This window comes from Streptomyces sp. NBC_01463 (genome assembly GCA_036227345.1).
Taxonomy (GTDB): domain Bacteria; phylum Actinomycetota; class Actinomycetes; order Streptomycetales; family Streptomycetaceae; genus Streptomyces.
On the sequence record CP109468.1, the window covers coordinates 6812325 to 6825056 of the forward strand.

General features: G+C 71.0%; 11 protein-coding genes. 5 read left to right on the forward strand and 6 right to left on the reverse strand.

The genetic code is table 11. The features are described from left to right. Nucleotides 1-35 precede the first annotated feature (35 nt). From pgi to OG521_30050, 3 genes are read left to right on the forward strand one after another with little or no spacing between them, the layout of a single operon-like run. On the forward strand, nt 36-1688 hold the full coding sequence (pgi, locus tag OG521_30040) for a glucose-6-phosphate isomerase (GenBank protein ID WUW24775.1): 1653 nt from the start codon (nt 36-38) through the stop codon (nt 1686-1688). A gap of 4 nt (nt 1689-1692) precedes the next feature. Further along, nucleotides 1693-2196: a PH domain-containing protein gene (locus tag OG521_30045; protein ID WUW24776.1), complete on the forward strand. Its 504-nt coding sequence runs from the start codon at nt 1693-1695 to the stop codon at nt 2194-2196. Then, nucleotides 2193-3710, forward strand: coding sequence for a PH domain-containing protein (locus OG521_30050; protein ID WUW24777.1), 1518 nt, complete (start codon nt 2193-2195; stop codon nt 3708-3710). The genes OG521_30045 and OG521_30050 overlap by 4 nt, the downstream gene beginning before the upstream one ends. Nucleotides 3711-3717: 7 nt before the next feature. On the opposite strand, the gene OG521_30055 is transcribed toward OG521_30050, so the two are convergent. The 6 genes from OG521_30055 to tkt all read right to left on the reverse strand — a co-directional run bounded on the left by OG521_30055 (nt 3718) and on the right by tkt (nt 10751). Then, the gene (locus OG521_30055) at nt 3718-4074 is read right to left on the reverse strand and encodes a VOC family protein (GenBank protein WUW24778.1); all 357 of its coding nucleotides are present in this window, start codon (nt 4072-4074) and stop codon (nt 3718-3720) included. 79 nt (nt 4075-4153) lie between these two features. Next, nucleotides 4154-4939 carry a 6-phosphogluconolactonase gene (pgl, locus tag OG521_30060; GenBank protein WUW24779.1) on the reverse strand — a complete coding sequence of 262 codons (786 nt, stop codon included), beginning with the start codon at nt 4937-4939 and terminating at the stop codon, nt 4154-4156. After that, entirely contained in the window at nt 4936-5961 is a 1026-nt protein-coding gene (gene opcA / locus OG521_30065; protein ID WUW24780.1) for a glucose-6-phosphate dehydrogenase assembly protein OpcA, read from the reverse strand. The genes pgl and opcA overlap by 4 nt, the downstream gene beginning before the upstream one ends. Beyond that, the gene (zwf, locus tag OG521_30070) at nt 5958-7490 is read right to left on the reverse strand and encodes a glucose-6-phosphate dehydrogenase (protein WUW24781.1); all 1533 of its coding nucleotides are present in this window, start codon (nt 7488-7490) and stop codon (nt 5958-5960) included. The genes opcA and zwf overlap by 4 nt, the downstream gene beginning before the upstream one ends. Before the next feature lie 5 nt (nt 7491-7495). After that, complete coding sequence (gene tal / locus OG521_30075) at nt 7496-8614, reverse strand: transaldolase (GenBank protein ID WUW24782.1); 1119 nt, start codon at nt 8612-8614, stop codon at nt 7496-7498. A 34-nt stretch (nt 8615-8648) separates the two neighbouring features. Continuing rightward, a complete protein-coding gene (gene tkt / locus OG521_30080) occupies nt 8649-10751 on the reverse strand; it encodes a transketolase (protein WUW24783.1) in 2103 nt (700 codons plus the stop codon). Nucleotides 10752-11185: 434 nt separating this feature from the next. On the opposite strand from tkt, the gene OG521_30085 reads away from it, so the two are divergent. Continuing rightward, entirely contained in the window at nt 11186-12139 is a 954-nt protein-coding gene (locus tag OG521_30085; GenBank protein WUW24784.1) for a heme o synthase, read from the forward strand. 98 nt (nt 12140-12237) lie between these two features. Further along, the gene (locus OG521_30090; protein ID WUW24785.1) at nt 12238-12594 is read left to right on the forward strand and encodes a hypothetical protein; all 357 of its coding nucleotides are present in this window, start codon (nt 12238-12240) and stop codon (nt 12592-12594) included. Nucleotides 12595-12732 lie beyond the last annotated feature (138 nt).

A 12732-nucleotide genomic window follows, 5' to 3' on the forward strand; every position in this document is an offset into this window, starting at 1 on the left:
CTGCGGTTACGAGAAGAAGTGGGCTGATGTCCGGGATGAACGCACGAAGCCGAACCAGGCTCAACCAGATGCCGGAATGGACCGCACTGGGCAAGCACCGCGAGGAGCTCGGGGCGACACAGCTCCGGCAGCTGTTCGCGGACGATCCGGAGCGGGGCACCGGATACGCCCTGCGGGTCGGCGACCTCTACGTCGACTACTCCAAGCACCTGGTCACCGACGAGACGCTCCGGCTGCTCCGTGAGCTCGCCGGCGCCACCGGCGTCGCCGCCCTGCGCGACGCGATGTTCCGTGGCGACAAGATCAACACCACCGAGGACCGCGCCGTCCTGCACACCGCGCTGCGCGCCCCGCGGGACGCCGTGATCGAGGTCGACGGCGAGAACGTGGTGCCCGCCGTGCACGCCGTGCTCGACAAGATGGCCGCGTTCTCCGAGCGCGTCAGGTCGGGGGAGTGGACCGGTCACACCGGCAGGCCGATCAAGAACATCGTCAACATCGGCATCGGCGGCTCCGACCTCGGCCCCGCCATGGCGTACGAGGTGCTGCGCTCCTTCACGGACCGCTCGCTGACCGTCCGCTTCGTCTCCAACGTCGACGGCGCCGACCTGCACGAGGCGCTGCACGGCCTCGACCCGGCCGAGACGCTCTTCGTCATCGCGTCGAAGACCTTCACCACGATCGAGACGATCACCAACGCCACTTCGGCGCGCGACTGGCTGCTGACCGGTCTGAGTGCCGGTCAGGACGCGGTGGCCAAGCACTTCGTGGCCCTGTCGACCAATGCGGAGAAGGTCGCCGACTTCGGTATCGACACCGCCAACATGTTCGAGTTCTGGGACTGGGTCGGCGGCCGCTACTCGTTCGACTCGGCCATCGGCCTCTCGCTGATGATCGCCATCGGCCCGGACCGGTTCCGCGAGATGCTCGACGGCTTCCACCTCGTCGACGAGCACTTCCGCACCGCCCCGGCCGAGGAGAACGTCCCGCTGCTGCTGGGCCTGCTCGGTGTCTGGTACGGCGCGTTCTTCGACGCCCAGTCGCACGCCGTGCTGCCCTACAGCCACTACCTGTCCAAGTTCACGGCGTACTTGCAGCAGCTGGACATGGAGTCCAACGGCAAGTCCGTGGACCGGGACGGCAGCCCGGTCGACTGGCAGACCGGTCCGGTCGTCTGGGGCACCCCCGGCACCAACGGCCAGCACGCCTACTACCAGCTGATCCACCAGGGCACCAAGGTCATCCCGGCCGACTTCATCGGTTTCGCCGAGCCGGTCGAGGGCCTGCTGCCCGGACTGGTCGCCCAGCACGACCTGCTGATGGCCAACTTCTTCGCCCAGACGCAGGCGCTGGCCTTCGGCAAGACACCCGAAGAGGTGCGCGCCGAGGGGGTCCCCGAGGAACTGGTGCCGCACAAGACGTTCCGCGGCAGCCACCCGACGACGACGCTCCTCGCCGACCGGCTGACCCCGTCCGTGCTCGGCCAGCTGATCGCGCTGTACGAGCACAAGGTCTTCGTCCAGGGCGCGGTCTGGAACATCGACTCCTTCGACCAGTGGGGCGTCGAGCTCGGCAAGGTCCTCGCGAAGCGGATCGAGCCGGTGCTGACGGAGGGCAAGGGCGCCGAGCAGCTGGACAGTTCGACCGCCGCGCTCGTCGCCGCGTACCGCGAGCTCCGGGGGCGCTGAGACCGTGACCAGGGGGGAGGGGGCCGTGCGGCTGCGGCCGCCGGTCCACACGCTGGACCCGCGGGCCGTCGGCTGGTGGCGGGCGCGGTGGCTGCTGCTGACGGCCGTGCCGGTGGTGGTGCTGGCGGTGCTGGGCGCGTTCCTCGCGTCCGCCAGGTTCTGGCTGCTGCTGCCCGCCGCGGTCCTCGCGGTCCTCGGCGCCGGCTGCGCCGCCCTCGTCCCCCTCTGGTGGTTCCGCACCCACCGCTGGGAGGTCACCGACGAGGCGGTGTACGTCCGGACGGGGGTGCTGTGGCAGGAGTGGCGGATCGCGCCGATGTCCCGGATCCAGACCGTGGACACCGTGCGCGGCCCCCTCGAACAGCTCTACAGGCTCGCCACGGTCACCGTCACCACCGCATCGGCCAAGGGCGCCGTCCGGATCGAGGGCCTCGACCACGAACTGGCGGCCGAGCTCGCCGAGCGGCTGACCCGGATCACCCAGGACACCCCGGGCGACGCCACATGAGCACCGCCGCCCCGCCCGGGGACTGGCGGTCGCTCGACCGGCGCACGGTCTGGCTCACCGCCCTCGTCACCGCCGGAGTGGCGGCCGGTGCCGCCGTACCGGTCACGCTCGGGCTCTCCGGCCGCTTCGGGTTCGGCCCCGCCGTCGCCTGGGTGCTGGCGGGCGCGGCCCTCCTGATCGCGGGCAGCGCCGGCGCCGACCACGTCCGCTGGCGCCGCACCCGCTACCGCGTCGGCGCCGACCGGGTCGAACTCCACACCGGCCTCCTGCTGGTCAAGAAGCGCTCCCTGGCCCGCGAGCGCATCCGCAGCGTCGACCTCACCGCCCACCTGCTCCAGCGCGTCCTCGGCCTGGTCACCGTCCGGATCGGCACCGGCGAGCACACCGGCGGCGAGTCCACCCTGGAGCTCGACCCGGTCCTGCGCGCCGAGGGCGAACGGCTGCGCCGCGCGCTCCTGGAACGCGGGCCCGCGGAGGCGTCCGGCAGCCACCGCGAGGGCGACCTCGTCGCGCTCGACCCGCGCTGGATCCGCTACGCACCGGTCTCGTTCGTCGCCCCCGCGCTCGCCGGCGCGGCGGCCGGAGCCGTGATGCAGGTCAGCGACTGGTTCGGGGCGCAGGGCCAGGTCATCGAATGGGTCGGCGAGCAGTACCGGGACTCCTCACTGGCCACGGTGATCGTGCTCCTCGTCGTCGGCGCGGCGCTCTGCGGGACCGCCGGCGCCCTCGGGCTCTGGGTCGAGATGTGGTGGAACTACCGCCTCGAACGCGAACCGGGCGGCACCCTGCGGATCCGGCGCGGGCTGCTCACCTCCCGCTCCGTCTCCATCGAGGAGCGCCGGCTGCGCGGCGTCGACCTCGTCGAACCGCTCGGGGTCCGGCTGCTGGGCGCCGCCCGGGTCGACGCCATCACCACCGGACTGGCCAAGGACGACGAGGAGCAGCACGGCGACCACAACACCCTGCTGCCGCCCGCGCCCCGGCCGGTCGCCGACGACGTCGCCGCCGCCGTGCTGCGCGCGACCGTGTCCCCGACCGGTGCCGCGCTGACCGCCCACCCGCCCGCCGCACGCGGCCGGAGGCTCCGCAGGGCGTGCTGGGCGGTCCTGGGGCCCGTCCTGGTCCTGGCCCTGCTCGGCGCCCTGCTGACCCCGGTCCTGCTCTGGATCGCGCTCGGCTGCGCCGCCGTGGGGCTGCCCGTCGGCGTGCTGCTGGCCCGCGACGCGTACCGCGGGCTCGGTCACGCAATCAGCGGCGACTACCTGGTGACCCGCTCGGGCGCCCTGCGCCGCTCCACCGCCGCGCTGGAGCGGGCCGGGGTGATCGGCTGGACGGTGCGTCAGTCGTACTTCCAGCGCCGGGCCGGGGTGCTGAACGTCACCGCGACGACGGCCGCGGGGGCCGGTGCGTACACCGTGTACGACGCCGGCGCGTCCGAGGGCCTCGCCTTCGCCGCCGAGGCCGTCCCCGGCCTGCTCGAACCCTTCCTGGAGCGGGCCCCGGCGGGCGAATGAGCCCCGGTCAGCCGTGCGTCGTGTCGATGACGCAGAAGCGGTTGCCCTCGGTGTCCGCGAGGACCACGAAGTCCGGGTCCTCGGGGTACAGCTTCCAGTCGGTCCCGACGGCGCCGAGCCCGATCAGCCGGGCCACCTCGGCGTCCTGCTCCTCGGTGTACAGGTCGAGGTGGACCCGGGGGACCTCCTGCACCGGAACATCGCTCCGGCCCAGCGACACCCCCGGCCCGGACCCGTCGGCGGGGACCAGCACCACCCAGTCCTCGGTGAGCGGTTCGCGCTCGACGTAACCGAGCGCCGCCTTCCAGAACGCCGCCGCACGCCGTACGTCCGACGCGCCCATCACCACGCTTCCGATATGCATGGGCCGAGCCTTTCACGCCTCAGGCCCGGCCCGCTCCGAGGAGCGAACCGGGCCTGTGAGGCGTACCGCTGACGACGGATCAGGCAGACGCAGGCGGGTACAGGGCGCGCGGCAGCCGCGAGGCCGCCGCCGCGTCCAGCAGCCACAGCGTGCGGCTGCGGCCGTACGCACCCGCCGCGGGGGCCTGGATCTCACCGGCCCCCGACAGGGCGATGGCCGCGGCCTCCGCCTTGTCCTCGCCCGCCGCGAGCAGCCACACCTCGCGCGCCGCCCGGATGGCGGGCAGCGTGAGCGTGACGCGGACGGGCGGCGGCTTGGGCGCCCCGTGCACACCGACGACGGTGCGCTCGGTCTCCCGTACCGCGGGCAGCTCGGGGAAGAGCGAGGCGACATGGGTGTCGGGCCCGACACCCAGCATCAGCACGTCGAACACCGGCACCGGCCCGTGGTCCTCCGGGCGGGAGGCGGCGGCCAGTTCGGCGGCGTACGCGGCCGCCGCCGCGTCGACGTCCGGGCCGTGCGGCCCGTCCGACGCCGGCATCGCGTGCACCCGGGACGGGTCCAGCGGCACCGAGTCCAGCAGGGCCTCGCGGGCCTGCGTGACATTGCGCTCCGGATCGCCCTCCGGCAGGAACCGCTCGTCGCCCCACCACAGGTCGAGCCGCGACCAGTCGACCGCGTCCCGCGCGGGCGCCCCGGCGAGCGCGGCCAGCAGACCGTTGCCGTTGCGCCCGCCGGTGAGCACCACCGAGGCGTCCCCGCGCGCGGCCTGGGCGTCCACGATCTTCGTGATCAGCCGGGCCGCCGCGGCCTGCGCCATCAGCTCCTTGTCGCGGTGCACGACGAGCTGCGGGACGACGGTCACTTCGACGCCGCCTTCTTCGCCGGTGCCGTCGCCTTCTTGGCGGCGGGAGCGGCCGCGTCGGCCGGCTTGGCCGCCGCGGCAGCCTTGGGCTTCGCCGTCTCGCCGAGCCGGTCCACGCCGAACTTCACCGAGGACTCGTAGGTGTTGTCCGGGTCGAGCCGGCGCAGCTCCTCGGCGAGCAGCTCCGCGGTCTCCCGGCGCTTGAGCGCCACCGCACGGTCCGGCTGTCCCACCATGGAGAGCGTGGCCAGCGAGCCGTCGGCCCGGTCCAGCACGATCGTGCCGTTCTTCGTCTCCATCCGGACGGCCGTCAGACCGGGACCGCCCGACATGGTGCGCTCGACCGGGACCTGGAGCCGGTCGGCGAGCCACATGGCCAGCAGCTCGCAGCTCGGGTTCTCGGACTCGCCCTCGACCGTCGCCGAGAGGACGTCCACGGCCTGCTGGTCGAGCGCTGCCGCCAGCATCGAGCGCCAGGGCGTGATCCGGGTCCAGGCCAGATCGGTGTCGCCGGGGGTGTACGTCTTCGCGCGCACCGCCAGCTCGTCGATCGGGTGCTCCGCCGAATAGGTGTCCGTGATCCGGCGCTGGGCGAGTGCGCCCAACGGGTCCTTCGCCGGATCGGCGGGCGCGCCCTCGGGCCACCAGACGACGACCGGGGCGTCCGGCAGCAGCAGCGGCAGGACGACCGACTGGGCGTGGTTGGCCAGCTCGCCGTGGAGCCGCAGCACCACGGTCTCGCCGGTGCCCGCGTCCGAGCCGACCCGGACCTCGGCGTCCAGCCGGGCGTCGCGCCGGCTGCGCGGCGAGCGGCTGACCCGCTTGATCACCGCGATGATCCGCGAGGGGTGCTCGCGCGAGGCGTCGCCCGCCGACTTGAGCGCGTCGTACGCGTTCTCCTCGTCGGTGACGATGACCAGCGTGAGGACCATGCCGATCGCCGGGGTGCCGATGGCGCGGCGGGCCGACACCAGGGCCTGGTTGATCTTGCTGGACGTGGTTTCCGTGAGATCGATCTTCATGGCCGGCGCCAGCTCCGTCCGTCTCGTGCGAGCATCTCGTCCGCCTCGGCCGGGCCCCAGGTGCCCGACGGGTACTGCGCGGGCTTGCCGTGCTTGTCCCAGTACTCCTCGATCGGGTCGAGGATGTCCCAGGAGAGTTCGACCTCCTGGTGGCGGGGGAAGAGGTTGGCGTCGCCGAGCAGCACATCGAGGATGAGCCGCTCGTAGGCCTCCGGGCTGGACTCCGTAAAGGACTCGCCGTAGGCGAAGTCCATCGTGACGTCCCGGACCTCCATCGAGGTGCCGGGCACCTTGGAGCCGAACCGCACGGTCACGCCCTCGTCCGGCTGGACCCGGATGACCAGGGCGTTGCTGCCCAGCTCCTCGGTCGCCCCGGACTCGAACGGGAGGTAGGGGGCGCGCTTGAAGACGATCGCGATCTCCGTGACCCGGCGGCCGAGCCGCTTTCCGGTACGGAGGTAGAACGGAACGCCCGCCCAGCGGCGGTTGTTGATCGTCAGCTTGATCGCGGCGAAGGTGTCGGTCTTCGACTTGGGGTCGATACCGTCCTCCTCCAGATAGCCGAGGACCTCCTCGCCGCCCTGCCACGCGTGCGCGTACTGGCCGCGCACGGTGTGCTTGCCGAGGTCCTCCGGCAGCTCGACGGCGGTGAGCACCTTGAGCTTCTCGGCGACCAGGGCCTTCGGGTGGAAGGAGCCGGGCTCCTCCATCGCGGTCAGCGCCAGCAGCTGGAGCAGGTGGTTCTGGATGACGTCACGGGCTGCGCCGATGCCGTCGTAGTAGCCGGCCCGGCCGCCGATGCCGATGTCCTCGGCCATCGTGATCTGGACGTGGTCCACGTAGGACCGGTTCCAGATCGGCTCGAACATCGTGTTGGCGAACCGCAGCGCCAGGATGTTCTGGACCGTCTCCTTGCCCAGGTAGTGGTCGATCCGGAAGACCTCGTTGGGCGGGAACACGTCGTGCACGAGCTGGTTGAGCTCCTGCGCGCTCTTGAGGTCGTGACCGAAGGGCTTCTCGATGACGGCACGCCGCCAGGAGCCCTCCTTCTGGTCCGCGAGCCCGTGCTTCTTGAGCTGCTGGACGACCTGGGGGAAGAACTTCGGCGGCACGGAGAGGTAGAAGGCGAAGTTGCCGCCCGTCCCCTGTGCCTTGTCGAGTTCCTGGATGGTCGCCTTCAGGGTCTCGAAGGCGTCGTCGTCGTCGAAGTCGCCCTGGACGAAGCGCATCCCCTGGATGAGCTGCTGCCAGACCTCTTCACGGAACGGGGTACGGGCATGCTGCTTGACGGCGTCGTGGACCTCCTGTGCGAAGTCCTCGTCCTGCCACTCGCGGCGTGCGAAACCGATGAGCGAGAAGCCCGGCGGCAGCAGGCCGCGGTTGGCCAGGTCGTAGACGGCGGGCATCAGCTTTTTACGGGACAAATCGCCCGTGACGCCAAAGATGACCAGGCCCGACGGCCCCGCGATGCGCGGGAGCCGTCGATCCTGGGCGTCACGGAGCGGGTTGGCTCCGGGAACACCAGACAAAGTGGTCAGCCCTCCGAAGGGGCGAGGCGCTTGAGCTCCGCCTCGGTCGAGTTGAGCAGGTCGATCCAGGCCGCCTCGAACTTGTCGACGCCCTCGTCCTCGAGCAGCTGCACGACGTCGTCGTACGAGACACCGAGGCCGCCGATGGCGTCGAGCTCGGCGCGGGCCTGCTCGTAGGTACCGGCGATGGTGTTGCCGGTGATCTGCCCGTGGTCCGCGGTGGCGTCCAGGGTGGCCTCGGGCATGGTGTTCACCGTGCCGGGGGCGACCAGGTCGTCCACGTACAGGGTGTCCTTGTACGCGGGGTCCTTCACACCGGTGGAGGCCCACAGCGGACGCTGCTTGTTGGCGTGCGCCTTCTCCAGCGCGGCCCAGCGGTCCGAGGAGAAGACCTCCTCGAACGCCTGGTAGGCGAGCCGGGCGTTGGCGAGAGCCGCCTTGCCCTTGAGCGCCTTGGCCTCGTCGGTGCCGACCGCGTCGAGCCGCTTGTCGATCTCGGAGTCCACACGGGACACGAAGAACGAGGCCACCGAGTGGATCTTGGAGAGGTCCAGGCCCGCGGCCTTCGCCTTCTCCAGGCCCGCCAGGTAGGCGTCCATGACCTCGCGGTAGCGCTCCAGCGAGAAGATCAGCGTGACGTTGACGCTGATGCCCTTGCCGATGACCTCGGTGATCGCCGGCAGGCCGGCCTTCGTCGCCGGGATCTTGATGAGCGTGTTCGGCCGGTCCACCAGCCAGGCCAGCTGCTTCGCCTCGGCGACCGTGGCCGCCGTGTGGTGGGCCAGACGCGGGTCGACCTCGATGGAGACCCGGCCGTCCTGGCCGTCCGTGGTGTCGAAGACCGGGCGCAGGATGTCGGCGGCGTCACGGACGTCCGCCGTGGTGATCATGCGGATGGCCTCGTCCACGGTGACCTTGCGGGTGGCGAGGTCGGTGAGCTGCTGCTCGTAACCGTCGCCGTGCGAGATCGCCTTCTGGAAGATCGAGGGGTTGGTGGTGACACCCACGACGTGGCTCTGGTCGATCAGCTCGGCGAGGTTGCCCGAGGTGATCCGCTTGCGTGAAAGGTCGTCGAGCCAGATCGCCACGCCCTCGTCGGAGAGGCGCTTGAGTGCGTCTGTCATGAGAATTGCATCTCCTACTAGTCGTATAACGGCGTCAGCGCGTGACGGCGGCGAGAGATTCCCGGGCGGCGGCCGCGACGGCCTCGCCGGTGAAGCCGAACTCGCGGAACAGGACCTTGGCGTCGGCCGATGCACCGAAGTGCTCCAGCGAGACGATCCGGCCGGCGTCCCCGACGAACCGGTACCAGGTCAGGCCGATGCCCGCCTCGACGGCGACCCGGGCCTTCACGGACGGCGGCAGAACGCTGTCCTTGTACGCCTGGTCCTGCTCGTCGAACCACTCGACACACGGCATCGACACCACACGGGTCGGGATGCCGGCGGCCTGGAGCTCCTCGCGCGCCTCGACGGCGAGGTGCACCTCGGAGCCGGTACCGATCAGCAGGACCTGGGGCGCCGCGCTGTTCCCATCGGGCGTCTCGGCATCGAAGAGGACGTAGCCGCCCTTGGCCGTGTTCTCGTTCGCCTCGTACGTCGGCACGCCCTGGCGGGTCAGCGCCAGACCGTGCGGAGCCCCCTTGCCGAACACCTTGGTGTAGCGGCGCAGGACCTCGCGCCAGGCGAGGGAGGTCTCGTTGGCGTCGGCCGGGCGCACGACGTTCAGGCCCGGGATGGCGCGCAGCGAGGCCAGGTGCTCCACCGGCTGGTGGGTCGGGCCGTCCTCGCCGAGACCGATCGAGTCGTGCGTCCACACGTACGTCACCGGCGCGTGCATCAGCGCGGACAGCCGCACCGCGTTGCGCATGTAGTCGGAGAACACCAGGAAGGTGCCGCCGTAGATGCGGGTGTTGCCGTGCAGCGCGATGCCGTTCATGGCCGCGGCCATGGCGTGCTCGCGGATGCCGAAGTGGATCGTGCGGCCGTACGGGTCCGCGCCCGGCAGCGGGTTGCCCGCCGGGAGGAACGACGACGTCTTGTCGATCGTGGTGTTGTTCGAGCCCGCGAGGTCGGCGGAGCCGCCCCACAGCTCGGGCACGATCTCGCCGAGCGCCTGGAGCACCTTGCCGGAGGCCGCGCGGGTGGCGACGTCCTTGCCGGGCTCGAAGACCGGGAGCTTGTCCTCCCAGCCCGCGGGCAGCTCGCCCGCGGAGATCCGGTCGAACTCGGCGGCGCGCTCCGGGTTGGCGGTGCGCCACGCGGCGAACGTCTTCTCCCACTCGGCCCTGGCCTCGCGGCCGCGGTCCAGCGCCTCACGGGTGTGCGCGATGACCTCGTCGGCGACCTGGAAGGACTTCTCCGGGTCGAAGCCCAGCACCTTCTTGGTCGCGGCGACCTCGTCGTCGCCGAGCGCCGAGCCGTGCGCGGCCTCGGTGTTCTGGGCGTGCGGGGCGGGCCAGGCGATGATCGAGCGGGCCGCGATGAACGACGGCCGCGTGGTCTCGGCCTTGGCGGCCTGGAGCGCCTTGTACAGACCCGCGGGGTCCAGGTCGCCGCTGGGCAGCTGCGCGACGCGCTGGACGTGCCAGCCGTACGCCTCGTAGCGCTTCAGGGTGTCCTCGGAGACCGCGGTCTCCGTGTCGCCCTCGATGGAGATGTGGTTGTCGTCCCACAGCAGGACCAGGTTGCCCAGCTTCTGGTGCCCGGCCAGCGAGGACGCCTCCGCGGAGATGCCCTCCTGGAGGCAGCCGTCACCGGCGATGGCCCACACCATGTGGTCGAAGGGGGAGGTGCCGGGGGCGGCCTCCGGGTCGAACAGGCCGCGCTCGTAGCGGGCGGCCATGGCCATGCCCACCGCGTTGGCGACGCCCTGGCCCAGCGGGCCGGTCGTCGTCTCCACGCCGGTGGTGTGGCCGTACTCCGGGTGCCCCGGGGTCTTCGAGCCCCAGGTGCGGAAGGCCTTCAGGTCATCGAGCTCCAGGCCGTACCCGGCCAGGTAGAGCTGGATGTAGAGGGTCAGGCTGCTGTGGCCCACCGAGAGGACGAACCGGTCGCGGCCGGTCCACTCCGCGTCGGCGGGGTCGTGCCGCATCACCTTCTGGAAGATGGTGTACGCGGCGGGAGCCAGGCTCATGGCCGTACCCGGGTGGCCGTTTCCGACCTTCTGTACGGCGTCCGCGGCGAGGACGCGGACGGTGTCCACGGCCCGCTGGTCCAATTCGGTCCACTGGAGGTCTGTGGTGGTCGGCTTGGTGCTCACCCTGAGTCAGGGCTCCTCTCCACTGTCGTAAACCGGTGACTGTGACCGCACCGGGCGTTGTCGAGCCTACCCCCGTCCGGACCCGTGATTTCCGGGTCCTTCCAGGGTGCGGGCGGCCCGTCGAATCCGCCTCCCGTATGAGCGCCGGGGCCCTCCGATGGGTCACTCCGATGAGCGTGCGGGCTCACTCCTGAGGCCGCTCGGTGAGCGCGCCGGCGCACACCTGCGCGAGTGGTTCGAGACCTCGTGCGGACCGGCGCGCCGCTGGGACGCGGGAGTCGGTTCGCTTGTGTGCCGCAGCAACGCCCAGCGCCACATCAACACGACCGACCCCCGCGAAGGAGGGCCTGTCCCCAACGTCTACAGTGGTCTGGTTCGCGCAAGTCTTTACTGGGCCTTCACGCCCGGAGCTTGCTGGGATTTCTCTGTCAGGGGTGTGCGTGACGGCCGTCGAGTCCCGACCCGCAGGGGTCGCCTTGACTCCGAGCCCAGGGGGCCATCGCCCATTCGGGGCCCGTGTCAAGGCATTCGTGGCACTGACCAAGCCTCGGATCATCGAGCTGTTGCTGATCACCACTGTTCCGGTGATGTTCCTGGCCGCTCAGGGTGTACCCGACCTGTGGCTCGTGCTCACTACCACCATCGGCGGATACCTGTCCGCCGGCGGTGCCAATGCACTGAACATGTACATCGACCGCGACATCGACGCGTTGATGGACCGTACGTCGCAGCGCCCGCTGGTCACCGGCATGGTGAGCCCGCGGGAGTGCCTGGCCTTCGGCATCGCCCTCGCGGTGGTCTCGACGGTCTGGTTCGGGCTGCTGGTGAACTGGCTGTCGGCGGCCCTGTCGCTCGGCGCCCTGCTGTTCTACGTCGTCGTGTACACGATGCTGCTCAAGCGCCGTACGTCGCAGAACATCGTCTGGGGCGGCATCGCGGGCTGCATGCCGGTGCTCATCGGCTGGTCGGCCGTGACGAACTCGATGTCGTGGGCCGCGGTGATCCTCTTCGCCGTCATCTTCTTCTGGACGCCGCCGCACTACTGGCCGCTCTCCATGAAGGTGAAGGACGACTACGCGCGGGTCGGCGTCCCGATGCTCCCGGTCATCGCCTCCAATCGGGTGGTCGCCCGCCAGATCGTCCTCTACAGCTGGGTGATGGTCGCCGTCTCGCTGCTGCTGACCCCGCTGGGCTACACCGGCTGGTTCTACACGGTGGTGGCGCTGCTGACCGGCGGCTTCTGGCTCTGGGAGGCGCACGGCCTGCTGAACCGGGCCAAGGCCGGCGTGACCGGCGGGAAGCTCAAGGAGATGCGGCTGTTCCACTGGTCGATCACCTACGTCTCGCTGCTCTTCGTCGCCGTGGCGGTGGACCCCTTCCTGCGGTAGCACCCCCTCTGTTCGACCTGCCGACGGGCGGGGATCGTGGCCCACGCCACGCTCCCCGCCCGTCGCACGTGGATCTACCGCTCGGTAGCATCCTGTGCATGGCAGAGACGGCTGAGACCCAGCAGGTGGACGGCAGGCAGGCGGCGCGCGCGGAGCGCAGGGCGGCCCGGCTGGCCAAGCAGATCGGTGCCTTCGCGAAGGCGCACGGCGGAGCCGAGGGGCAGCTCGCCTACATCGGGCAGACGGGCACCCGCATCGTCCTCGTCGGCGAGGACGGCGGCTGGGGCGACCTGGTGGCCCCCTCGTACGCGGTCGCCGAGAGCGCCGCGCGGAAGTCCGGGATCACCATGCACGAGTCCTTCGACGGCGAGTTCGCTGCGAAGGTCCACACGGGTCCGTACGAGTGGACCCGCATGGCCGGCATCCAGATCGGCGGCCCGGCGAACAAGGCCTGACGGCGGCGGCACGGACGCCGCGAACAGCACGGCGGAGGCCGGTCGGACATCTGTCCGACCGGCCTCCGCCGTGCTGTCTCCGTTCCCGGCCGGGCCGGACGCCCGCCCGGGAACCTAACTTTCACTTAATTAGTAATT